Below are 22,978 nucleotides of genomic sequence, written 5' to 3' on the forward strand. Positions count from 1 at the left end.
GCGTTCTGCACCCGCCTACCGGTACCGAATGCTGATCAGTTGTCGCTGGTGGCGGCCCAACTTGCCGCCGCAATGCACAGCAACAGGACAATTCCCCCCTTACTAACCGCGATCCGGATCAGCGCCCAGGCCGCCTTGCGCATGCCGGGCACGCTCGCCTTCGTCTTGCGGTAGTCGACCCAGGACCGTCGGGCGACGGCGTACGCGATGCCGGCGAGAAGCCCGAGCACCACTCCGAGGGCCAGCATGGCTGCCGTCAGTGAGCGTTCCACCAGGTCAGTGTCGTAGCGGGGGATGAATAGGCACTATCCCCCGTTCGGTGCAAATAGTCATGAATCTCTCTCATGAAGCGAGCGCCCGGCGGGCCGGGCCCATGCCACGATCTGCGCGGCGCCGCACCGGTCCCCGAGGCCGAGTTCGGCCGCCGGTCGCCAAATGGGTACGACCCGAGCACGTCCGTACGGACGCGGCCTGGCGGCACCGCGACCAGGATGCCGACGGCGAAGTCCAGCACCGCGACAACTTCGCCGGCAACGGCTTCACCGGCCCGATCGCCGGCTGATGCTCCCTCCCCCGCCCCTCAGGCGGTGGCGGTGAACCGGACCCGCAGCTTGTGCGACTGGACCAGTTCCACCAGCCGCGGGCTGCAGACCAGGGTCCGGTAGCGGGCGTCGCGGGCGATCAGGAACCGGTCGGCGTACTCCTCCCGGAAGAACGGCTCGGTCAGGATCGGCGGTCCACCGCCGGCCGCCGGCCGTTGCCGTGACCGGGTCTCGTCGATGAGCGGCAGCACGGTCTTCACCCGGGCAACCGAGAAGTCGTCGTACTCCTCGTCCTCGCAGCGCACCACGCAACGGTGGAACTCCAGATCCCGTTCCAACTCCGTACGGGTCGCCGCCACGAACGCGGCCGAGAAGATCGGGATGCGTACGCTCGCGGTCAGGTAGTCCGCCTCCCGGACCAGTCGTGCCGGCAGCCCCTCCTGGGCCCGCGCCACCACGTCCGTGTGTTCGAGGAAGCCGCCATCCTCGCTGTTGTCGACGAAGTACGAGGTCAACCGGGCGCTGGTGTCCGGACTCGGCTCACCCGTCTTGGCCGAGACGAAGTCGAGCAGGCCCGGTACGCGCGCCAGGGTCGGCGAGGTCAGGTAGTGGTATGCCATGTCAGAACCGCTCGACGGCCGCGCTGGCCGGCGTCTTCGTGCCGTTCAGGATGGACGCGACCAGCAGGTCGCGCAGTGGCCCGGGAAAGGCGAATTCGGCCTTCGGCAGGTCATGCATCCCCAAAGGCTACCGAGTCGGCGGGTCAGCCCAGGGGTGCGGTGACGGTGAAAGACGCGTCGCCGCCGAACACCCACGTCGGACGGATGGGTTCGGTCGCCGGTCAGGCAAAGGCGCGGTGTCCTTCGATCGTTACCCGTACCAGGGCGGCGTTCTGCCGGACGTCGACACACGTCGTACGCCGGTCGAGGAGCCAGCCGGCCGGTCGGCAGGACCTCCCGTCATCGTCCAGGCGCCACCCGCGCGCGGACAGGTGGTCCCGGACCAACCGCTGGACCTCACCGACCGGCTGCCCGGAACCGCTCCTCACCGATACCGAGACGTCGCACACGCCCGACCCGCACGAGGTCCCGTCGGTCCGGTCGACGGAGGCGACCAGACCCGCCGGTACGGGCAGCAGCTCGTCGGCGGAGGGGATGAACGGATCGGTGTTGAGTCCCAGGATGACCAGCGGCGCGCAGACACCGGTCACCCCGATCGCCGACGCCATCGAGAAGCGGCGAAGACCCGCTCCCCGTACCGGTGTGGTCCCGCCGACGCGGCGGTCCTCCACCGCGTGCCCGACGGCGACGATCAGCGCGGCTCCCAGCAGACTGCCGAGGACGGCCTCGGCGCCGGCACGTGGAAAGACGGCGACCAGGAGGATCAGGGTGGCCAGCCAGCCCACCAGCGCCAGCCCCACGATCCAGCCGACCCGCCGGGTACGGGCGCCGAGCAGCCACGCCAACGCCGGCAGTGCGGCACAGCCGACGATGAGGGTCACCGGTCGAGGATGCGCGCCCGGGGGCGTCTCGCGCAGCGCCGGAGCGGCAATCTCCACGGAACCTCTACAGGCCCTCGTCGCGGCACCTTGCACAGGCCGCGGTTTCCGCAGGTCGGACAATATGAGAGCCCCCGGCCGGGATCGAACCGGCGACATCCCGCTTACAAGGCGGGTGCTCTGGCCAGCTGAGCTACAGGGGCAGTGTTCCGGGTCAGCATAGCCACCTGCGTGCCGATCCCCACGCCGCCACGGTCGCCGACCGACAAGTTCGGCACATTCGCCGTACCCATTGATGACTTGCCGTGCCCTGATGCCCGAAATGTGAGTCGATCGCGTCTCTCCGTACGCCTCTGACCTTGGCAGGGTGGGCCGGGCGGATTACGGTGGCGTGACACGGACGACACGCCGATCACCCCAATGGCTCTCGGCGCGCCGCCCGGACCGGTGCGGCCCCCCGCTCCGGTAGCTCCTTCACTCGGATCGTCCGGCACGTTCCTGCCGGTGAAAGGAAGCGCTTCACCATGGCTACGGTCACCTATTCCAAGGCCACCCGCATCTACGCGGGTACCGAACGCCCCGCGGTCGACCACCTCGACCTGGAGATCGGCGACGGCGAGTTCCTCGTCCTGGTCGGCCCCTCCGGCTGCGGTAAGTCCACCAGCCTCCGGATGCTCGCCGGCCTGGAGGACGTCGACGACGGCTCGATCTTCATCGACAGCCGCGACGTCACCCACCTGCCGCCGAAGGCCCGGGACATCGCGATGGTGTTCCAGAACTACGCGCTCTACCCGCACATGACGGTCTACGAGAACATGGCGTTCGCGCTGAAGCTCCGCAAGACCTCGAAGGCGGAGATCGACCGGCGGGTCAAGGAGGCGGCGGCGCTGCTCCAGCTCGACGACTACCTGAGCCGCAAGCCGAAGGCGCTCTCCGGCGGTCAGCGCCAGCGGGTCGCGATGGGCCGGGCGATCGTCCGCGAGCCGCAGGTCTTCCTCATGGACGAGCCGCTGTCGAACCTCGACGCCAAGCTGCGGGTGCAGACCCGTACGCAGATCGCGTCGTTGCAGGCCAAGCTCGGCATCACCACCGTCTACGTCACGCACGACCAGGTCGAGGCGATGACCATGGGTCACCGGGTGGCGGTCATGCTCGACGGCGTACTCCAGCAGGTCGACACCCCGCGTGCGCTCTACGACACCCCGTCGAACGTCTTCGTGGCCGGCTTCATGGGCTCCCCGGCCATGAACATCAAGACCGTGCCGCTGACCGAGAACGGCGCGAACTTCGCCGAGCTGATCGTCCCGCTCACCCGCGAGCAGGTCGAGGCGGCCAAGGCCGACGGCGGCAACGGCAACGTCACCGTGGGCTTCCGCCCCGAGGACTGCGACCTGGTCAGCCCGACCGAGGGTGGCCTGCCGGTGGTTGTCGAGCTGGTCGAGGACCTCGGCTCGGACGCCAACATCTACGGCACCGCCACGATCAACGGCACCTCGGAGCGGTTCGTGGTCCGTACCGACCGGCGGACGATGCCGAACATGGGTGACACCGTCTACGTGAAGCCGCGTACCGGCAAGAACCACACCTTCCACGCCACGACCGGCGCGCGCATCTGAGGTAACACGACAGGCGACGACGGAGGGGCGGCCCGCGCGAGCGGACCGCCCCTTTCGCGTACGCCCGACAAGCGGGACGGGTCGTCTCACCCGTACGCGGGAGTGATCTCGATGTAGGTCTGGACCGAGCTGGGCGTGGGCTTCGGCTTCGGTGGCTGCGTCTCCCCCGTCGACGGCTTCTTCGGGTCGACCTTCGGCGGCTTGGTCGGCTTGGTCGGCGCGAGCCGCTTCGCCGTGTCCAGGTGGTTCTTGTAGTACGCGCTCAGCGTGACCTTCTTGACCTTCCCCGACCCGGACGAAGCGTGCACCATCTTGCCCTTGCCGGCGTAGATGCCGACGTGGTCCGCGTTCCCGTCGTCGTTCCAGTCGAAGTAGAGCAGATCGCCCTTCTGAAGGTTCTTGGTCGAGACCGTCTTCCCCTTGTGCGACTGCGCCTCGGCGGTGGTGCGCGCCAGACCCACCCCGGTCCCCTTGTACGCGTAGTAGGCGAGACCGGAGCAGTCGAAGGTGTTGGGACCCTCGGCGCCCCAGACGTACCGATCGCCGACCTGCTGCTCGGCCCGGCAGACCGCCCGCTCGCCCGGACTGCCGCTGTTGCACGACTTTCCTGCGGCGCTGGCCAGACTGCTCGCCCCGAACAGCGCGCCGCCGATCAGGACCAGGGCGAAGAGCAGCTTGGCGAAGGATTGCAGTCCGGGCCAGGGGTTACGGATCAGGGTCGGTCGCACGATGCCTCCTCGTCGTTCGCGCCGGCACCGAGGTCCCCGGCCGCGGCCGGTTCCACCACGCCGGGCTTGTCGTCCGTCACGTCGGACGGGTCGATGATCACGATCTTGTTGTCGACCACGTCGGTGTCCACGCAGTCGTCGGCCGGTTCGGTGGTCGACTCGTCGCCCGCGCCCGGGTCCTCATCGGTCGTCGACTTGTCGGTCTCCGCGCAACCCGCGTCCCCGTCGGCGTCTCCCTCGGGGCTGTCGCCGTCACCCTCGGGGCTGTCGGCATCCGCGTCACCCTCGGGCGCCTCCGGGGCTTCCGCGTCCGCGTCACCCTCCGGGGCCTCCGCGTCCGCATCACCCTCCGGGGCATCCGCATCGGCATCGCCCTCGGGCGCCTCTGGGTCCGGGTCGGTTGCGGCGCCGTCCGGTGCTGGATCGGGGTCGGCGGGGTCGCCACCGGTCGTGGTGGTGGTCGTGGTCGTGGTTCCGTCGTTGGTGGTTGTCGTCGTGGTCGTAGTGGTGGTGCCACCGGAGGTGCTGGTCGTCGTGTCCCCGTCGGAAGTGTCCGTGTCGCCCTCGGGTGCGCTGTCGCCCTCGGGTGCGCTGTCGCCCTCGGGTGCGCTGTCGCCCTCGGGTGCGCTGTCCCCCTCGGGGGCGGCGGTGTCACCTTCCGGGATCTCGGTGTCGTCGGTGGGTTCGTCCCCCTCCGGGGCAGCGCCGTCGGGCTCGGGACACGGATCGGTGGTGTTCTTCTCCGCCATCGCGGTGTTCACCCGGACCACTTCAGTTTCGGGATCGGCGACGACGGGGCGTACCGCCAGCTTCGAGAGCAGCTTGATACGGTCGGCGGTCAGCTCGGTGGATTTGACGGTTTCGGGATTCTTCGAGGACGGCGATCCCGTAGGGATGATCACCTTGCCGTTTCCGGCATAGATCCCGACCCGGTCGACACCCTTGTCCAACGAGTTGAAGTAGAGCAGGTCCCCGGCCTTACGGTCCTTCACCGGTACGGTCCAGCCCGACTTGATTCCCTGGTCGTAGCTGGCGGACGCGGGCAGGTAATTCCCCTTCAGTCCCGCCTTGCGGTACGCCTCATAACCGATCCGGGCACACGCCAGGGTTTTCGTCTGAGACGTGTCCCAACTGCACTTCTTCCCCACCTGTTCCTGGGCGTGGCACAACGCCTTCTTATTGACGTTGCCGGTGCAGTTACCAGCCGCGCTGGCAAGGCCGGTAGTGAGCGCGATTGCCCCCGCGATCAGGGTCGTCGCGAACAGCAGTGGCAACACCTTGCGAATTCTTCTCAATGTCGTCGACCTCCAGAGCCGATGCTGACGTATTCGCGGAGGAGTCCTGCTCGGCCCGCGCTTGGAGAACAGTGCACAGTGTCGGAACCCGTCCTGTCAGGAATGGCGCCGTACGGGAAAGTTCGGACCGTCGCGGCGCATGCGTACCGGCCCGTACCGGTCGTTCCGTTGCTGCCAGCGGCCTGTCTGGTACCTGTCCCGGACCGGTCGGACCCGCTGCTCGGCCAGGGGCGGAAGGTCCCGTACTGTCCCGACCCCGGATTGGCTTGAAGCGTCGATTCGTTTCCTGGTTGCCTGGATGCACCGCCGGATCACCGAATTCCACTGTCGATCCGCACGAACAGGAGAAGCTATGAAACGAATTCCTCCCGGACGCAGGGGAGTCCTGGCGCTCCTCGGCGCGATAACACTCATCATCGCGGGCCTGCTGGCTAGTTCGGTGGTGGCCAGCGCGGCGGCCCCGGCCAAGAAGGCATGGAACATCGACCTGCGAACCACCGACTCCGGGCAGGGCGGCGGAATCTCCGGTCGGGTCACCTGGAAGAAGAACGGACGCTGCTACGACGCAAAGGTCAGCGGCGCCCTGTTGGACACCCGGGACAGCGACTCACACGGCGCCATCGCCTGGTTCACCTATGTGGACTGCAAGACGAACAAGGTGAAGAAGATCCGACTGAAGACAACGCACACCAAACGGTCCGCGAGCGTGAACAAATCGCTGCGGAACGTACGGGACGTGCGGGTACTGGTCTGCCTCTATCAGGGCAGTGACTTCCAACGATACTGCAACACGAAGGGTGCAATATGATTCGCCGAATGCGCATTCACCGAGTGGTCCGGCGGGTACCTCGCGTGGTCCAGGTGCTCGGTCTGGTGGCCCTGGTGGCCACCGCGTACATCGCGGTCGCGAACCTCAAGCCCGAACCGGAGGCGAACGCCGCGGCGCGGGCGGCGGGTACGACCTCGCGTACCGCATCGGGGCCGGTGCCCGGCGTACGCCAGATCCGGGCGGGCAACAGTGGTCTGTGTCTGACGGTGTCCAGCACCACCAAGAAGGGCGCGAACGGCGCGAAGATCCAGCAGCGGTCCTGCGACCCGCGTAAGAAGACCCAACGGTTCGAGATCGTCCCGTTGCAGGACGAGGGCAACGCGTGGACGTACGCGATCCGCCCACAGTGGAAGGCGGGCTGGTGCTTGGCGACCAACGGTGGTGAGAAGAACGGTGTCACGATCGTCCAGCGCAAGTGCGACTACGGATACCGCCAGATGTTCTTCGTGAACTGCGCGGCGCCAGGCGACCGGTGCTACATCGCCACCCGCAAGGGCTTCAACGGGAAGTGCCTGAACATCCACGGCAACAGCCGCAAGCAGGGGGCGAACGTGGCGCTCTACGACTGCCGCTACAAGAACCAGACGAACATGCAGTTCACCATCGCCTGACCCTCGGACCGGTGTGCCGGCCTGATCGAGCCCCCGCCGATCGGCCGGCACACCTTCGGGTGCACGGGCGGGCCGGGACCGACTGTTACGAGGCGGTCAGCCGGTGGGTGAGGGCGGTGTGCCGGCGACCGGTTCCGGCGGTACGGACCGCGATCGCGATCGCCTTGCGCGAACCGGCGAGCACGACGAGCTTCCGGGCTCGGGTGACCGCGGTGTAGAGCAGGTTGCGCTGCAACATCGTGTACGAACTCATCGTCACCGGGATCACCACCGCCGGGTACTCGCTGCCCTGGGACCGGTGCACCGTGATGGCGTACGCGTGTTGCAGTTCGTCCAGCTCGTCGAAGTCGTACGTCAGGTCCTCGTCCTCGTCGGTGCGGACGGTGAGCTGGCGGTCCTCGCCGCTGAGCGCGGTGATCACGCCGACGGTGCCGTTGAAGACCCCCGCCTTGCCCTTGTCGTAGTTGTTGCGGATCTGGATCACCTTGTCGCCGACTCGGAACACCCTGGCGCCGTGCCGCCGTTCGGGCATCGACTCCCGGTGCGGGGCGAGCGCCTCCTGGAGGATCGTGTTGAGGTTGCCGGCCCCGGCCGGTCCCCGGTGCATCGGGGTGAGCACCTGGATGTCGCGCGGGTGGAGTTTGAACTTGCGCGGGATCCGCCGGGCCACGATCTCGACCACGAGTTTCGCCGTCTCCTCCGGTTCGTCGACCGGGAAGAGGAAGAAGTCGGGGTACTCCCCGATGGCCGGTGGTTGGCCGGCGTTGATCCGGTGCGCGTTGACCACCACGCCGGACTCCTGTGCCTGGCGGAAGATCTTCGTCAGGCGTACCCGCGGGATGGCTTCGGCGCCGAGCACATCGCGCAGCACCTCACCGGCTCCGACCGAGGGCAGTTGGTCCACGTCGCCGACGAGCAGCAGGTGCGCGCCGGGCGCGACCGCTTTGACCAGCTTGTTGGCCAGGATCAGGTCGAGCATCGACGCCTCGTCGACCACTATCAGGTCGGCGTCGATCGGGTTGTCCCGGTCGTGGGTCGGCTCGCCGCCGGGGCGCAGTTGCAGCAGCCGGTGCACGGTGGCGGCGGGGTGCCCGGTCAGCTCGGTCATCCGTTTCGCGGCCCGACCGGTCGGCGCGGCCAGCACGATCTTCGCCTGCTTCGCCGCCGCCAGGGCGATGATCGATTTGACCGTGAAGGACTTGCCGCAGCCGGGTCCGCCGGTGAGGACGGCGACCTTCGCGGTGAGTGCGAGCCGGACCGCCCGTTCCTGCTCTTCGGCGAGGTCGGCCCCGGTTCGGGTACGCAACCAGCGCAGCGCCTTCTCCCAGTCCACCCCGGCGAACGCCGGCATCCGGTCGCTGCGGTGGTTCAGTAGCCGGAGCAGGCTGTTGGCGAGCGCGGTCTCGGCGCGGTGGAAAGGCACCAGGTACACCGCCGGAATGGTCCCGCCCTCGGTGCTGGGGTTCGGCACCTGTTCGCGTACGACACCCTCCTCGGTGGCGAGGGTGTCGAGGCAGGTGCGGACCAGCTCGGCGGGAACCTGAAGGATCTCGGTGGCGTCCGCGATCAGGTTCGGTTCGGGCAGGTAACAGTGGCCGCTGTCGGTCGCCTCGGAGAGCGTGTACTGGATGCCGGCCTGGACTCGTTGTGGGCTGTCGTGCGGGATGCCGACGGCCTGGGCGATGGTGTCGGCGGTCTTGAAGCCGATTCCCCACACGTCGGCGGCCAGCTTGTACGGTTCGTCGCGGACCACGGCCACGGACTTGTCGCCGTACTTCTTGTAGATCTTCACGGCCAGCGAGGTGGAGACTCCGACGCCCTGGAGGAAGATCATCACTTCCTTGATCGCCTTCTGTTCGTCCCACGCGGCGCCGATCATCGCCGTACGTTTCTTGCCGAGCCCGTGCACCTCGACCAGCCGGCCCGGTTCCTCCTCGATGATCCGCAGGGTGTCCGCCCCGAACAGCTCCACGATCCGGGCGGCCATCTTCGGGCCGATCCCCTTGATCAGCCCGGAGCCGAGATAACGCTCGATGCCTTGGATCGTCGCCGGCAACACCGTCGTGTACGAGTGAACCTCGAACTGTCGCCCGTACTTCGGGTGCGAGCCCCACCGCCCGACCAGCCGCAGGCTCTCTCCCGGCTGCGCACCGAGCAGCGCGCCGACCACGGTGAGCAGTTCGTTGCCGGACCGCTCGGTCGCCACCCGGGCGATCGTGTAACCGGTCTCCTCGTTTGCGTAGGTGATCCGCTCCAGCACCGCGTCCAGCACCACACCGGCCGCCCGACCGCTCGCCGGCCCGGTGGCGGCTCCGGCCGCGGTGACGGGTCCGCGCGCGGTCACACTCACCCGAACATCATGCATGCACCGACCCCGGGCCGGCGTGACGCCGCCCAAGACAAGTAATCCCTGCCTTCCACCGATGCCCGCACCACCGATTCCCCCGACGATCTTGCACTTGTGGCGCCCAGATCAGGGCACTCGTCCGGATTTGTGTCCCACCACAAGTGCAAGATCGACGCCCCGCCTGGTCTGCGGCGTATGACAGCGGTGGTTTTGGGGCTTTCGAGGGCGGCGTGTAGCGACCAGGCAGAGTTAGGACTTGCTCGTCTAGTCGCCGAGGATCCGCTCCCCAGCAGCCCGTCCCGCCAACTTCCGTCGAGGAAGATCGAGGAGTGCGCAACGCCGTAGGGGCTGAACCCGTTGCGGCGCAGCACCCGCTGCGACGGCAGATTTTCCAGAGTGGTGGACGCCTCGGCGCGGTGCAGCCCAAGCTCGTCCCCCATCACCTGGAGCACAAGCCCGACGGCGATCATAAGAGGGCGACAGAGAAGCCCCCGGCCATCGGGGCGGGGGCTCTCCGGGTTGGTGAGGTCTAGGCCCGCTTCGCCCGGTTGACGAAGCCACGCCACGCGTCCGGCTCGAAGGTCAACACCGGCCCGGACGGATCCTTGCTGTCCCGGACGGCCACCACGCCAGGTAGATTGTCGGCCACCTCGACGCAGGTGCCGCTCGCGTTGCTCCTGGTGGACTTCCTCCACCGAGCCCTACTGAGGTCCATGCTGGCTCTCAATCTCCTTTATCAGGGCGACCGATAATCCTTCGGGAAGGGCGGCGCTCCGCACAGCTTCCCACCTCGCCAGAAGCGTAGCCAGTCCCTCCTCGGCGCCGACCGGCGATCCGCCGAGCTGGTCGTCAAGGTGACCGACCCAGGTCCCGTCCACCAGCCGCACCAGTACCAGCGGCCCACACAGCCCGACGTGCAGGCCGGCGGTCAACGGCACCACGTTGAGATGGACGTGCGGCAGTTCGGCCATGCGCAGCAGGTGGGCGAGCTGTTCACCCATGATCGCATCGCGGCGTCGCAACACCGACTCGTCGATGACGCCGATGAACTGGGGCGGGTCCTCGCGCTTCAGGATCTCCTGCCGCTCCATCCGGGAGGCGACATACTGCTCCACCTCCGACTCGGAGCGAACGTCAACTGAGCGCATCACCGCGCGGGCATAGTTCTCAGTCTGGAGCAGACCCGGAACCAGCAGCGGCTCGAAGCATCGGAGCTGTCTCGCGTTGCGCTCGGCTTCCAGGTATGGCTTGAGCCAGGGCGGCTCACCGTCGCCCTGCGCTGACTTCAGCAGGGACTCCAGCAAGCCGCCACTGTCCAGGATCTCGTCGGCTCGCTTGGCGTACGGCAGGTCGAGCGAGCGGGTGCCGGTTTCGACGGCAGACACGGTGGATGCCGAGTAGTTGGCCCGCCTGCCGAATTCCTCCTGCGACATGTTGCGCAGGGCGCGCTGCCTGCGGAGTTGATCACGAACAAAGGCAAGGGGATCTTCGCGTTCCATTGCGCCTCCAGATATTCAGTCATGATCGCCAAGCACCAACAGGGGGAAGGTGTAATCGCCAGACGAAGGTCGGTACCCGCGTGGACGTCTTCCGACAATAGCGTCGTCCTTAGAAGACTGTCATTACGCAAAACCGCGCGGGGTGACCCCGCTTCCAACGAGGAGGTGCGATGTTCGTCTGGCAGATCTGGGCCGACTGGCTGGTGAGACTCGTAGCGCCACCGGCACCGCCGGCCCCCGCACCACCGGTTCCCTCACCTCCGGTGCGTCCCGCGTGGGCGACGGAGGAAACCACCCACTTCCAGGAACGCCCATGGACCCTGGGTCAACGAACGTGCTACGGGACGACCGGATGGAACGAGCGGCGATGACGACTCTGCGGGTGGGCGACGTACTGACTTTCCAGCCGTCCGAATACCACCGGGAGGGCGAAGACAGGCTTCAGCCCGGCAGGGGTGAGCTGATCATTCGAGTGACGCGCCTTCCGGACCGGATCGACATGTTCGTGACGGAATGGGTGACGCTGTGCGGGATCGAGATCCTGGACCGGTCCGAGGGCGAGGAGGTGTCCGTCGCAGTCCACCGCGAGGCCCTTCCCGGTTGCATCTCGCCCCGCCTGAACCTGGTCACGCCCCATTTCATGGAACGGGAACTTCCGCCGCTATGAGCGACCGGGGCGATCTCATCATCCCCGAGCTGGCCGAGCACACACCGCTCCGGCCGCTCTGGATCTGCCGAATCGACGCCCGCCCGTGGCCCTGTCCGGATGCCCGACTCAACCTGGTGGCCGCGTACCTGCCCGCCCGCCGAATCGAGCTGTACCTGTATCTCGGCTTGCAGTTCACCACGGCTCTGGCCGAACTCGACACGGTGGTGGTGGAGGCAGGCGAACGAGCGGACGCCTTCGGCCTTCACGTGCGCGTTCTCGGCTGGCTGATCTCACACGAGGCCAGACAGCGAGGCAGACGGCGTCGCTCCATCTGAACTTCGGCGAACCTGTCCCGTCCCGGTGCTGTTCCGTCCGAGTGTTGTTCCGTCCGAGTGTTGTTCCGTCCGACGTGCAGCGCGGAAATCGCTTTTTCATGACCTGGACTGACCCGTACGGCCCCGAGCCTTCACCGAACGTCCGGCAGACGTTTTGCTGATCTGAGTCGTTCGTCGACTTCGACCAGACGTCGTGAGGGAGCCACCCATGCAATCGGTACGACGAAAACTGCTCGCCGCGAAGGTGTTGCCACTCGCGTTGGCCACCGCACTCGTCGGCGCACTCATCGCCGGCACCGCCGTGCTGGCCTCGGCCGCCAGCTCGACCGCGGCCCAGTCCAATCGTGTGATGACCTGGAACATCCACGTCGGGAAGGACGGCGGACCGGAGGCGAAGGCAAAGGAGATCGCCCGGTTCAAACCGCAGGTCCTCGGCATGCAGGAAGCCTGCCGGGAGGACGTCAAGAAGACGGTCGCCATCCTGAAGAGCAAATACAAACTCCAGTACCACATCGCGTACGGCACGGTGCGCAACGACCGGGCCAACTGCGGACTCTTCGGCGGGAACGCCTTCGGGCAGGCAATCATCTCGGCCGCGCCGATAACAAAGAAGGGCAACACGCTCTACGCCGACGGCGGCACCGAGGCTCGGGGTTACATGTGGGTGGAGACCACGGTCAACCGCAAGAAAACCCGGGTGTACAACACCCATCTGTCCGAGCACGGCCAGGGCAAGCTCCGGGCCGCGCAGGTCCGAACCCTGGTCGAGGTGGCGAGACAGTACGCCGGGTCCATCGTGCTCGGCGACTTCAACGCGCAGCCGCACTCGTCGGAAATGCAGCCCATGTGGGTGTACTACCGGGATGCCGACCCGAGCTGTGGCGCCAAGGCAAGCTCCAGGTGCAAGGCGACCGCGGACGCGGGTCCTCCGCGCAAGAAGTTCGACTACATCTTCCTGCGGAAGAACATGGCCCTGCCCGGCGTGACCGTCGTCAATTCGCCGTACTCCGACCATGACATCGTCTACGCCGACCTTAGGTAGCAGCCGTACCGGGAGTAGCCCCGACCCGGCGCGGACCCGGGTCAGGGCTGCTCCCACGGTCAGCGCAGCTTGGCGTAGAAGGTGCGCAGGTCGTCGGCGAGCACGTTCGGGGCGAGGTGGGCGGCGTAGTGGCCGCCGGGTCCGTACGACTTCCAGTGCACGATGTTGCGGTGGTCGCGCTCGGCGAACGTACGCATGGAGACGAAGTCGCCCTCGAACATCGCCAAACCGAGCGGCACCGTGGTCGGCTCGGTCGGGTGCTCGGCCTTCGCGTCCTCGTAGTAGAACCGGGTCGCCGAGGTCGCGGTGCCGGTCAGCCAGTAGAACATCGTGTTGGTCAGCACGAAGTCCGCGTCGACGTCGGCGGCGTCACCGAAGAGCTGGGCGTTCCAGCCGAGCAGCCCGACCGGCGAATCGAAGATCCCGTACGACAGGGTCTGCGGCTGCTGTGAGTGCAGGGTGTTGAACGACATCTTGTTGTCGTAAAACCACTGGAGCACCTCCAACGCCTTCTGGTCCTCCTCGGTGATCTTCGCGAACTCGGCCGGGTCGCCGGACGGGAACGAGAAGATCTGGGTCACGTGTACGCCGACCACGTGCTCCGGGGCGATCCGGCCGAGTTCGGGCGCGACGAACGACCCGCCGTCGTTGCCGACCGCGCCGTACCGGTCGTAGCCGAGCCGGCGCATCAGTTCCGCCCACGCCCTCGCCGTGCGGTACCGGTTCCAGCCCCGCTCGCGGGTCGGGCCGGAGAAGCCGAAGCCGGGCAGCGAGGGGATCACCAGGTGGAACGCCTGCGAGCCGTCGGACGGGTTGGTCAGCGGCTCGATGACGTCGAGGTATTCCACGATCGAGCCGGGCCAGCCGTGCGTCAGGACCAGCGGCAGCGCGTCGGCGTGCGGCGAGCGTACGTGCAGGAAGTGGATGTTCTGGCCGTCGACCTCGGTGGTGAACTGCGGATACTGGTTGATTTTCGCTTCCCAGGCCCGCCAGTCGTAACCGTCGCGCCAGTGCTCGGCGAGTTGACGCACGTACGCCACCGGCACGCCGTAGTCCCAGCCGGCGTCCGGGATCTCGTCCGGCCAGCGGGTGCGGTCGAGCCGGTTGCGGAGGTCGTCCAGGTCGGCCTGCGGGATGTCGATGCGAAAGGGCTTGACCTCGGTGTTCTCGCTCATGTCGACAACGCTACGGACCCTTCCGGTCAGCTTCTGTCCGGAAGCCCTGACAGACTTGTGAGCATGTTGGAGACCTCGGCGCGGCTGCTGCGCCTGCTGTCGTTGTTGCAGTCCCGGCGGGACTGGGCCGGCGCCGCGCTGGCCGAACGGCTCCAGGTGAGCGAACGGACCGTACGCCGCGACGTCGACCGGCTGCGGGACCTCGGCTACCCCGTGCACGCCAGCAGGGGCACCGACGGTGGTTACCGCCTCGGCGCGGGCGCGGCCATGCCGCCGCTGCTGCTCGACGACGAGGAGGCGGTGGCCGTGGCGGTCGGCCTGCGTACGGCCGCCGGTGGCACCGTCGCCGGGATCGAGGAGTCGTCGGTACGGGCGCTGACCAAACTCGAACAGGTGCTGCCGGCCCGGCTACGGCACCGGGTGAACGCGTTGCAGACGTACACCGAGCCGGTGCCGGCGGACCGGCCCGGACCGGTGGTCGAACCCGGCGTACTGACCGTGCTCGCGGCGGCGTGTCGGGACTCCGAACGACTCCGGTTCGACTACCGCGCCCATGACGGGTCCGACGCGGTTCGGGCGGTGGAGCCGTACCGGCTGGTGTCGTGGGGACGCCGCTGGTACCTGCTCGCCTGGGACGTCGACCGGCAGGACTGGCGCACGTTCCGGGTCGACCGGATCCAGCCCCGTACGCCCACCGGGCCACGCTTCCCACCGCGCGACCCGCCGGAGGGCGGCGCTGCCGCGTACGTCGCAAGGGGTGTGTCGGCGGCGGCCTGGCGCTATCGGTCCCGCGTCCTGGTGCACGCGCCCGCGACCGTGGTGGCCGAGCGGATCAACCCGGCGGTGGGTGTGGTGGAGGCGGTGGACGACCGCACCTGTGTGCTGAACACCGGGGCGGACAGCGTGCAGACACTCGCGGTGTACCTCGGTCTGCTCGGTGTCGACTTCGACGTCACCGAGCCCCCCGAACTCGTCGAACACCTCCGTACGCTGACCGAGCGCTACGGCCGGGCCACCCCGGACCGGTGAGACGGTCGGAGATACGTGGTCTTCACCGATACATTCACCTACCGGAACGGGTTTTGACGTCGTAAGTGGATGCGCAGTCGGGCGGAGGGAGTTCCGGGGTGTCGGTACGGATCGATGTCGACGGTGACGACGCCGAGCTGGAAGACCTGTGGGAGTGGCTGCGCGCCGAACACGCATTGCGCGGGCTGGTACGGCTGGAGAACGGACCCGTGGTCCCCGGCACCATGGGATCCGGCATGGAGATCACGATTCAGATCGCGACCGTCATGTCCGGAGCGGGCGCACTCTGGGCCGCGGTGGCGCAGTCCGTCTCCCTGTGGTTGGACCGACGCCGCACCGACATCACGATCACGGTGACGAAGCCCGACGGCACCACGGTGCAGTTGAGCGCCAAGCGGGCGGCGGAAGCGAAGCGGCTGATGGCGGAGTTCGCCGAGCCTCGGGAAGTGGGCGACGGTGACCCGGCTGCCTGACCCACAGCGTTCCCGTGCCTTGCTGATCGGCACCGCCGTCTACCAGTCGGACCAGCTCCCCGACCTGCCGGCCGTACTCAACAACCTGACGGATCTCCGGGCCACGCTGACCTCGCCGCTGCTGGGCGGGTTCGCCCCGGACCGCTGCGTCACGCTGGCCGACCCACCCGATCCGATCTCCCTCCACGACATGCTGATGGACTCCGCCACGAACGCCACGGACACCCTGCTGGTCTATTTCGCCGGACATGGTCTGAGGTCGGAACGCGGCAAGCTGTACCTCGGACTGGCGAACACTCGGGACGTCAACCTCCCGGTCAGCGGATTCGACTACGAAGTGCTCCGCGACGTGATCCTGGACAAAAGCAGAGCGGTCAACAAGGTCGTGGTGCTGGACTGCTGCTTCAGCGGCCGGGCGATCCAGGGGATGAGCGCCGCCGGGGCCGCGACGGCGGACCAACTGGAGATCGAGGGCACTTATGTGCTGACCGCGACCGCCGCGAACGCCCAGGCACTGGCCCCGCAGGGCGCCCACCACACCTCCTTCACCGGCGAACTCCTGCACGTCCTGGGCAGCGGCGTACCGGACGCCGGGGAGTTGTTGTCGCTGGATGCCGTCTTCAAGCAGTTGCGGCACAACGTACGCCAGCGTGGGCTGCCGGTACCCACACAGCGCTTCGGTGGGATGACCCACCTTCTGGCGCTCACCCGGAACGCGGCCGCGGTTCGCGGCGCCGGGCTGACGGTGCCGCCGCAGGCTCCTCCGCCACGGATCTCGATCCGACAGGCGCATGTCGCCCAGCCACTCGGCCTCGCCGGCACCCTGCACTTCACGAAGCAGGACCTGGCCGCGACGATCCGCCGGAACTGGACAACCGCCGCCGAGCACCTCTTCCGCCGCACGGACCGGTCGGCGGCCCCCTCGGAGAGCTGGACCGAACTGCTGGGCTGGCTACGCCAGTTCAACGACCCCGTGGCCGACGACGTCGAGGGACGCATCGCGCTCGTCGACCGGTACCTCGGCGACCGGAACCTCTCCGCCGATCTCAAGCTGCTGCACCTGCTGCGATGGCTCGATCCTGCCGGGGCGGCAACCTACCGTGGGCACCACGTCACGTACCAGACGCTCGCTCGTGGGTGCCTGGGCGCGCGGGTCGACGCCGACGACGTCGAACGACGCCTCTTCGAGGAGGTGCGCCGGGCCGGGCTGCTCGACGCCCTGGCCGGATTCACCGAGCTGGACCGGTTACAGGGTGTGCAAGGCAAGTGGGACGAAGCCCGCCGGGCGTGGGAAGAATCTGTCGAGAAGATGCGGTTCGAACTCGGCCACCCCGATGTACGCGGCAACGTGCCCGGATGGGCAGCCGCCAACGGTCCCGGTGCGCTGCTGTTCGGCCTGCTGCCGCAGGACCGGGTTTCCCAGATATCGCGACACCTGCCCGCCGGGTCCCCGCCGCAGATCCCCATCCCCTGGTACGAGCGGCTGCTCGCCGCCGCCGGCGGTCGGGAGACGGTGCTCGGCGCACTGCTGGAGGCGGACCTGGCCCCGGTCGCGGAACAGGCTGCCCGCGACCGGGCCGAGTCGGAACGGCAGCGGGAGGCCGAGCGGGAGGACCTGCGTCGCCGGGCTGAGCGGTGGTCCACCGCCGAGGCCAGCAGACTCAGCCGAGCAGCGCGCTACCACGCCGCCCTACGCGCGCTGGCCGTCACCGCAGGCTGGAGCCTCATTCTCGTCGTCGCGGTCTGGCTGGCCTGGTGCCTGTCCGGCCGTGACTTCGACACCGCGAAGATGCTGACGTACTACGCCCTGATCCTGGGCGGCGCAGCCGCGTTCGTCCTCGTCCAGCGCGGCTACCGGTTGGGCTCCGCCTACCACCCGGAGCTGGGTAGGCCGTCGTCGTGGTTGCCACCCGTACGCGCCGCGATCGCCGGTGCCGCCGTGATGCTGCTCTTCGGTGCGACAGCCCGCCCGCCGAGGGAAGGGCCCCGGGCGGATTTCGACCTCCTGCTCGATTGGGGGCCGGGGCGTTTCTGGGAGTACGTCTCGGACAACTCCGATTACTACCGCGCCGACTGGGCGCTCATCTCCTACGGGTTGCTCGCCACGCTCGGCCTCGCGGCCTGCCTCGCGGTTGGGGTGTACGCGGGTACCGCGAGCGCCCGACAGTGGGAGGAACGCCACCGGGCGTACGACAAGGCCCACCGGCCCGGCTGACGTACGGTCAGCTCGCAACCGGAGTGGGCTCGGAACACTGAGCGAAGTCGATCATCCCCGGTCGGGGAGTCGGCCCGGTGCAGGTGTGCTGGCTGATGATCTGCGGACCGAAGTTGTCCTGCCGGGAATCCGTGACGATCTCGACCCGGCCATCGACGCCCGCCTCGTAGGTGGTGATGATCGGGTCGCCTTCCGTGGTGGGACTGGTCTCCTTGAGCCGTACGGGACGCCCTGCCTGCACGGCGTCCACGAAGCACCTGACGGCACGTTCGGAAAGTCCCTCACCCTGCGACAGCACGAACGTCCCACAGTTCGTGACCTCCCCCGGACCCGCGACGGCGGGGGCGGCGACGTCCACGTCCGGCTCGTTCGGTCCGCCGCAGGCCGACAGCGCGACCGCGACCACTGCCAGGTACAGAACCTGCTTCACCAGGACATCTTCCCTCATCCAACCCCGCCAAAGGCCTTCGACGCGACGGCGCGGCCCGCACCACCGATTCCCTCGACGATCTTGCACTTGTGGCGCCCGGATCAGGGCATTCATCCGGATTTGTGACCCACCACAAGTGCAAGATCGTCACGGTGTCTGTGACGACGGACGGGGTCGGGGTCGGGGTCGGGGTCGGGGTATCACGGGGGCCTTCGGTCACGGTGTGGGCTGGGGGCCCCTTCCTGTTAACGGAAGGGGCCCTTCGCTACCCGGTCAGAGGCCGATCCGGCCGGTGCCGGCGCCCGAGGTGACGATGGACTTGACGCTGCTGGCGGTGTCGAGCTGGTAGGAGTACGGGATGCTGGCGACGCTGCCGCCGGTCTGGCCGCTGCCGGAGTTCACGAAGTGGTTGTTCCGGGCGACCAGGGTCCCGGGGCCGGAGTCGGCCTCACCCAGGTGGTACGGGTCCGGGACATTCTCGAAGTAGTTGCCCTCGACGAGTACGCCGGCACCCTCGGTGGAGGCGACGCCGTAGCCGCTGTTGTTGTAGTAGTAGTTGTTGTAGACGTGCACCGGGTTCGCGAACCGGACCCGTGGGTTGCGCTGGGTGGTGCCGTCGAACCAGTTGTGGTGGTAGCTGACCCGCAGGTGGCCGATGTCCTGGCTGCCGTTGTCGTCGCTGTGGCCCAGCAGCATGTTCTTGTCGTGGCCGTAGACGCGGTTCCAGGAGACGGTGACGAAGTCGGAGCCGCGCTTGATGTCGACGGCGCCGTCGTAGCCGTCGGTGAAGCTGTTGTGGTCGATCCAGATGTTGGTGGCTGATTCCTGGACGTTGATGGCGTCGTCGTCCCAGCCGCGGAAGTTGAGGTTGCGGATGATGACGTTGCGGTCGCCGTTGATGTTGAAGCCGCAGCCGGAGATGGTGGCGCCGGAGCCGATGCCGAGGATGGTCTTGTTCGACCGGACCCGGAGCATGCCGGAGCAGGAGATGGTGCCGGAGACCCGGATGACCGAGGCGCTGGTGGAGCCGAGGGCGCTGGTCAGGCCGCCGGAGTCGGAGACGGTGATCGGTGAGGCGTTGCCGCCGCCGGAGGTGCCACCGTTCTGGGTGGCCCAGCCGACGAGCCCGGTCTGCGGGGGCAGCGTCGGACCGGTGGTCGGCGGCGGAGTGGTCGGCTGGTTCGTGGGCGGGTTGGTCGGGCCCGAGGTCGGCGGGGTGGTCGGCGTGGTGCCGCCGTTGCTGTCCACCGAGACGTCGTCGAAGACCGCGCTGGCGAACGTGGTGACCAGGGCGATCCGGCCTGCGGTCTGGGCGCTGTTGCTACCCGAACCGATCTGGCTGCCGTTGACGAACCCACGGATGGTGCTGCCGCTCGCCTCCAACCGCAGGGTGTACCAGGTGCCGGCGGAAACCGAGACCGAAGCCGAACCGATCACCGTGATCGCGCTGCCGTTGACCGCCTGCAACTCGGCCCGGTTGTTGTTGACCAGCGCCAGCCGGTACATCTTGGTCGCGCTGTTCGACCGGGAGGCGATGCCGACCACGCGGTTCGAACCGTTGAACGCCAGCGGCTTCACCCGGGCCTGCACCTGGTAGTCGGTCCAGCTCGTCTGGCCGGCGAAGGCACGGGCGAGTTCACTGCCGGTGTTGCCCTGCCGGTAGGCGGCCGTACCGTCGGTCACCACCGACCAGTCGCCGCCGGACTTCGACCAGCCGTCGGCGTTGCCGTCGTTGAAGTTGTCCGCGAACAGGGTCGCGGCCTGCGCCGCGGTGGTCAGACCGACGGTGAGTGCCACCGCCACTCCGGCCGCACCGAGCGCGACCAGCAGGCCGCGCCGGTGCAGGCTTCTTCTCTTTGGTACGTGCACGATTCCTCCGCTGTTGGAGGGCGGGGCGACGGATTGCGGCCGCCGCCCCGCCGGTATGGGGACGGGTTTGGTGGGTCAGGGGTTGATGCGACCGGCGCCCGCGCCAGCGGTGACGATCGACTTGACGTTCGCCGCCGCATCCGTGCTGTACGCGTACGGGATGGCGGCGACGTCGCCTGCGCTCTCCGGCGTACCGGAGTTGACGAAGAAGTTGTTGCGCTGGACCAGGTCACCCGGGTCCGATTCGGCATAACCGACGGCGGTCGGCCGGGTGACGTTCTCGAAGTAGTTGCCCTCGACCAGCACGCCCGCGCCCATGGTGGACGCGACGCCGTAGTCAGCGCCGAAGTAGTAGTTGTTGAACACGTGCACCGGGTCGCCGAAACGCACCCGAGGGTGGCGTTCCTTGCTGCCGTCGAACCAGTTGTGGTGGTACGTCACCCGCAGGTGGCCGATGTCGGCGGTGTGCCCGTCGTCGTGGCCGAGCAGCATGCTCTTGGTGTGGTTCACCACCCGGTTCCAGGAGACGGTGACGAAGTCCGACTCCCGCTTCACGTCGACCGCGCCGTCATAGCCGCTGTCGAAGGTGTTGTGGTCGATCCAGACGTTGCGTGAGCCCTGCACGTTGATCGCGTCGTCGTCCCAGCCCCGGAAGGTGAGGTTGCGGATGATGACGTTGGTCGCGGAGCTGACGTTCAGCCCGTTGTCCAGGGTCGCGTTGGTGCCGACGCCGAGCACGGTCTTGTTCGACCGGACGTCGTTCATGGTGTCGGGCATACTCAGCGAGCCCTGCACCCGGATGATCAGCGGTGACGACGACTCCAGGGCGTCGGCGAGCGCCTGCCCGGTGGTGACGGTGACGGTCGAGCCGCCGGCACCGCCGGTGGTGCCGCCGTTCTGCGCGGCCCAGCCGATCAGGCCGGTCTGCGGCGGCCCGGTCGGCGGAGGTGTGGTGGCCGGGGGCGTGGTGGCCGGGGGCGTGGTGGCCGGCGGCGTGGTGGCCGGCGGGTTGGTCGGGACGCCGGGCAGGCCGACCTTGCCGACCCCGGCCTGCGCGGTCACCGTGGCCTTGGTGTCGCAGGCGGTGCCGATGGTGTACGGGTACGGCGGGTTGGTGACGCTGCCGCCGGTCTCGCCGGCACCGGAGTTGACCAGGCAGTTGTTCCGGGCGACCAGCCGGCCGTCCCCGGAGGACGCCTCACCCAGGTGGTACGGGTCGTCGACGTTCTCGAAGTAGTTGCCCTCGACGATGACGCCGGAGTCCTCGGTGGCGGCCACGCCGTAGTTGCCGGTGTTCAGGTAGTAGTTGCTGTAGACGTGCACCTGGTCGCCGAAGCGGACCCGGGGGTTGCGCTGGTTGGTGTTGTCGAAGAAGTTGTGGTGGTAGCTGACCTTCAGCCGGCCGACGTCCTGCGCGGCGTTGCCGTCGTCGTGGCCGAGCAGCATGTTCTTGTCGGTCCCGTCGGCGTGGTTGTACGAGATCGTCACGTACGACGAGCCGCGCTTGACGTCGACTCCGCCGTCGAACCCGGTGGTCCAGGTGTTGTGGTCGATCCAGATGTGGTGCGAGAACATCTGCACGTTGACCGCGTCGTCCGCCCAGTCCCGGAAGTTCAGGTTGCGCAGGATGACGTTGTGTACGGCGTTCGCCGGGGGTGCGGTGATCGCGTTGTCGATCGGCAGGCCGATGTTGAGCCCGCCGCCGGTGAAGCCGGAGTTCGCGCCGAGGCCGACGATGGTCTTGTCGGAGGTGACCTCGTGCATCGGTCCGGGCAGCGCGATCAGGCCGCTGACCTGGATGATCTTCGGTCCGGTCGAGGCCGCCTCGGCGATGAACTGGGAGGCGCTGGTGACGGTGACGGTCGGGCCGCCCGCACCGCCGGTGGTGCCGTTCTGGCCCCACGCGTCGACCGAGGCCCAGCCGTCGGCGACGTTGCTGCCCGGGTTGCCGGGCGGGGTGGGACTCGGTGTGGTCGGGGTCTGGGTCGGGTTGGTCGGGGTCGGCGTCGGGTCGCTTCCGCCGGAGGAGACCAGCACGTTGTCGAAGTTCGCCGAGGCGTTGAAGGTGGCGACGCCGATCCGGCCGGTGGCGTACTGGCTGTCGGTGCCCTCGGCGAGCAGGGTGCCGTTGACGTACCCCCGCAGCGAGCTGCCGTTGACGTCGAGCCGCAGCGTGTACGTGGTGCCGACGCTCACCGTGACGCTGGCGGTGTCGAGCGTGGTGGAGGAGCCGCCGGAGAGCCGCTTCAGTTCGACCGTGTTGTTGCTGCGCAGGGCCAGGTAGTAGTAGCTGGTGCTGCTCTGCACCCGGCCGAGCAGGGCGACGAAGCGGTTGGAGCCGTTGAAGGCGGTCGGCTTGACGGTCGCCTGGACCGAGTAGTTGGTCCAGCTCGCCGTACCGGCGATGGAGCGGGCGTCGCTGCTGGTGCCGCTCTGCCGGTAGACCCGGGAGCCGTCGGTGGCGACCGACCAGCTTCCGCCCGACGGCGTCCAGCCGGTCGAGTTGCCGTCCTCGAAGTCGTCGGAGAAGAGCGTCGCGGCGTAGGCGGTGGCGCCCATGCCGAGCGCCAGGGCGACTGCGGCGATTGCCGCGCCGACCGCGATCAGGAGACCGCGGCGATGCCTGCGCCGGGTTTCGGTGGTTGTCACTGAACCTCCTTGGTGGCTATCCGCCCAGGTAGACAGATAGATCGATAGCTTTCGATCTTTGTGGACAGGGTTCGCCCTTGGGGAAAGTGCCGCCCTGACCCACTCGGATCGATCGGCGCCACGCCGGGAGGGATGCGGGAGAACCGG

At 68.1% G+C, this 22,978-nt stretch carries 22 protein-coding genes, 1 tRNA gene and 1 pseudogene; 10 read left to right on the top strand and 14 right to left on the bottom strand.

The features are described from left to right. Window positions 1-35: 35 nt before the first annotated feature. Window positions 36-272: a hypothetical protein gene (locus AB0J90_RS16185; protein WP_363596464.1), complete on the bottom strand. Its 237-nt coding sequence runs from the start codon at window positions 270-272 to the stop codon at window positions 36-38. A gap of 101 nt (window positions 273-373) precedes the next feature. On the opposite strand from AB0J90_RS16185, the gene AB0J90_RS16190 reads away from it, so the two are divergent. Continuing rightward, entirely contained in the window at window positions 374-562 is a 189-nt protein-coding gene (locus AB0J90_RS16190) for a hypothetical protein (RefSeq protein WP_363596466.1), read from the top strand. An 18-nt stretch (window positions 563-580) separates the two neighbouring features. On the opposite strand, the gene AB0J90_RS16195 is transcribed toward AB0J90_RS16190, so the two are convergent. From AB0J90_RS16195 to AB0J90_RS16210, 4 genes and pseudogenes are all read right to left on the bottom strand, one after another. Continuing rightward, window positions 581-1,162: a hypothetical protein gene (locus AB0J90_RS16195; RefSeq protein ID WP_363596468.1), complete on the bottom strand. Its 582-nt coding sequence runs from the start codon at window positions 1,160-1,162 to the stop codon at window positions 581-583. Between the two features lie 31 nt (window positions 1,163-1,193). Beyond that, a pseudogene (locus AB0J90_RS16200) lies at window positions 1,194-1,280 on the bottom strand (RNA-binding protein); the annotation flags it as partial. A 103-nt stretch (window positions 1,281-1,383) separates the two neighbouring features. Further along, window positions 1,384-2,043: a hypothetical protein gene (locus AB0J90_RS16205; protein ID WP_363596470.1), complete on the bottom strand. Its 660-nt coding sequence runs from the start codon at window positions 2,041-2,043 to the stop codon at window positions 1,384-1,386. A 126-nt stretch (window positions 2,044-2,169) separates the two neighbouring features. Further along, window positions 2,170-2,243, bottom strand: a tRNA-Thr gene (locus AB0J90_RS16210). 321 nt (window positions 2,244-2,564) lie between these two features. Between AB0J90_RS16210 and ugpC the strand changes: the two genes are divergently transcribed. Beyond that, complete coding sequence (ugpC, locus tag AB0J90_RS16215) at window positions 2,565-3,656, top strand: sn-glycerol-3-phosphate ABC transporter ATP-binding protein UgpC (RefSeq protein WP_363596472.1); 1,092 nt, start codon at window positions 2,565-2,567, stop codon at window positions 3,654-3,656. Window positions 3,657-3,742: 86 nt separating this feature from the next. On the opposite strand, the gene AB0J90_RS16220 is transcribed toward ugpC, so the two are convergent. Together AB0J90_RS16220 and AB0J90_RS16225 are read right to left on the bottom strand one after the other, a co-directional pair. Then, complete coding sequence (locus AB0J90_RS16220; RefSeq protein ID WP_363596474.1) at window positions 3,743-4,384, bottom strand: C40 family peptidase; 642 nt, start codon at window positions 4,382-4,384, stop codon at window positions 3,743-3,745. Next, window positions 4,369-5,661 (bottom strand): NlpC/P60 family protein, encoded by a 1,293-nt coding sequence (locus tag AB0J90_RS16225; RefSeq protein ID WP_363596476.1) that lies wholly within the window; start codon window positions 5,659-5,661, stop codon window positions 4,369-4,371. The genes AB0J90_RS16220 and AB0J90_RS16225 overlap by 16 nt, the downstream gene beginning before the upstream one ends. A gap of 370 nt (window positions 5,662-6,031) precedes the next feature. On the opposite strand from AB0J90_RS16225, the gene AB0J90_RS16230 reads away from it, so the two are divergent. Both AB0J90_RS16230 and AB0J90_RS16235 read left to right on the top strand, forming a co-directional pair. Next, entirely contained in the window at window positions 6,032-6,487 is a 456-nt protein-coding gene (locus AB0J90_RS16230) for a hypothetical protein (RefSeq protein ID WP_363596478.1), read from the top strand. A gap of 8 nt (window positions 6,488-6,495) precedes the next feature. Beyond that, window positions 6,496-7,119, top strand: a complete 624-nt coding sequence (locus AB0J90_RS16235; protein WP_363596480.1) for an RICIN domain-containing protein — start codon at window positions 6,496-6,498, stop codon at window positions 7,117-7,119. A gap of 85 nt (window positions 7,120-7,204) precedes the next feature. Here the strand turns inward: AB0J90_RS16235 and AB0J90_RS16240 are convergent, their stop codons facing one another. The 3 genes from AB0J90_RS16240 to AB0J90_RS16250 all read right to left on the bottom strand — a co-directional run bounded on the left by AB0J90_RS16240 (window position 7,205) and on the right by AB0J90_RS16250 (window position 10,965). After that, window positions 7,205-9,394: an ATP-dependent RecD-like DNA helicase gene (locus AB0J90_RS16240; protein ID WP_363596831.1), complete on the bottom strand. Its 2,190-nt coding sequence runs from the start codon at window positions 9,392-9,394 to the stop codon at window positions 7,205-7,207. A gap of 601 nt (window positions 9,395-9,995) precedes the next feature. Then, window positions 9,996-10,181, bottom strand: coding sequence for a DUF397 domain-containing protein (locus AB0J90_RS16245; protein ID WP_363596482.1), 186 nt, complete (start codon window positions 10,179-10,181; stop codon window positions 9,996-9,998). Then, on the bottom strand, window positions 10,168-10,965 hold the full coding sequence (locus AB0J90_RS16250) for a helix-turn-helix transcriptional regulator (RefSeq protein ID WP_363596484.1): 798 nt from the start codon (window positions 10,963-10,965) through the stop codon (window positions 10,168-10,170). The genes AB0J90_RS16245 and AB0J90_RS16250 overlap by 14 nt, the downstream gene beginning before the upstream one ends. A gap of 367 nt (window positions 10,966-11,332) precedes the next feature. On the opposite strand from AB0J90_RS16250, the gene AB0J90_RS16255 reads away from it, so the two are divergent. The 3 genes from AB0J90_RS16255 (at window position 11,333) to AB0J90_RS16265 (ending at window position 12,991) form a co-directional block, all read left to right on the top strand. Further along, a complete protein-coding gene (locus AB0J90_RS16255) occupies window positions 11,333-11,632 on the top strand; it encodes a hypothetical protein (RefSeq protein WP_363596486.1) in 300 nt (99 codons plus the stop codon). Beyond that, window positions 11,629-11,949 (top strand): hypothetical protein, encoded by a 321-nt coding sequence (locus AB0J90_RS16260; protein ID WP_363596488.1) that lies wholly within the window; start codon window positions 11,629-11,631, stop codon window positions 11,947-11,949. Before AB0J90_RS16255 ends, AB0J90_RS16260 begins: the two co-directional genes overlap by 4 nt. A gap of 208 nt (window positions 11,950-12,157) precedes the next feature. Beyond that, a complete protein-coding gene (locus AB0J90_RS16265) occupies window positions 12,158-12,991 on the top strand; it encodes an endonuclease/exonuclease/phosphatase family protein (RefSeq protein WP_363596490.1) in 834 nt (277 codons plus the stop codon). 59 nt (window positions 12,992-13,050) lie between these two features. On the opposite strand, the gene AB0J90_RS16270 is transcribed toward AB0J90_RS16265, so the two are convergent. Continuing rightward, window positions 13,051-14,166, bottom strand: coding sequence for an epoxide hydrolase family protein (locus AB0J90_RS16270; RefSeq protein WP_363596492.1), 1,116 nt, complete (start codon window positions 14,164-14,166; stop codon window positions 13,051-13,053). Between the two features lie 63 nt (window positions 14,167-14,229). On the opposite strand from AB0J90_RS16270, the gene AB0J90_RS16275 reads away from it, so the two are divergent. The 3 genes from AB0J90_RS16275 (at window position 14,230) to AB0J90_RS16285 (ending at window position 17,883) form a co-directional block, all read left to right on the top strand. Beyond that, the gene (locus AB0J90_RS16275) at window positions 14,230-15,195 is read left to right on the top strand and encodes a YafY family protein (RefSeq protein ID WP_363596494.1); all 966 of its coding nucleotides are present in this window, start codon (window positions 14,230-14,232) and stop codon (window positions 15,193-15,195) included. Between the two features lie 98 nt (window positions 15,196-15,293). Continuing rightward, complete coding sequence (locus AB0J90_RS16280) at window positions 15,294-15,668, top strand: hypothetical protein (RefSeq protein WP_363596496.1); 375 nt, start codon at window positions 15,294-15,296, stop codon at window positions 15,666-15,668. Next, a complete protein-coding gene (locus AB0J90_RS16285; protein ID WP_363596498.1) occupies window positions 15,652-17,883 on the top strand; it encodes a caspase family protein in 2,232 nt (743 codons plus the stop codon). Before AB0J90_RS16280 ends, AB0J90_RS16285 begins: the two co-directional genes overlap by 17 nt. Window positions 17,884-17,890: 7 nt before the next feature. Here the strand turns inward: AB0J90_RS16285 and AB0J90_RS16290 are convergent, their stop codons facing one another. From AB0J90_RS16290 to AB0J90_RS16300, 3 genes are all read right to left on the bottom strand, one after another. Further along, window positions 17,891-18,313: a DUF4362 domain-containing protein gene (locus AB0J90_RS16290; protein ID WP_363596500.1), complete on the bottom strand. Its 423-nt coding sequence runs from the start codon at window positions 18,311-18,313 to the stop codon at window positions 17,891-17,893. A gap of 273 nt (window positions 18,314-18,586) precedes the next feature. Then, a complete protein-coding gene (locus tag AB0J90_RS16295; RefSeq protein ID WP_363596502.1) occupies window positions 18,587-20,182 on the bottom strand; it encodes a family 16 glycoside hydrolase in 1,596 nt (531 codons plus the stop codon). Window positions 20,183-20,257: 75 nt separating this feature from the next. Then, the gene (locus AB0J90_RS16300; protein WP_363596504.1) at window positions 20,258-22,831 is read right to left on the bottom strand and encodes a right-handed parallel beta-helix repeat-containing protein; all 2,574 of its coding nucleotides are present in this window, start codon (window positions 22,829-22,831) and stop codon (window positions 20,258-20,260) included. Between the last annotated feature and the right edge of the window lie 147 nt (window positions 22,832-22,978).

This window comes from Micromonospora sp. NPDC049523, assembly GCF_040676775.1.
In the GTDB taxonomy this organism is placed as follows: domain Bacteria; phylum Actinomycetota; class Actinomycetes; order Mycobacteriales; family Micromonosporaceae; genus Micromonospora_G.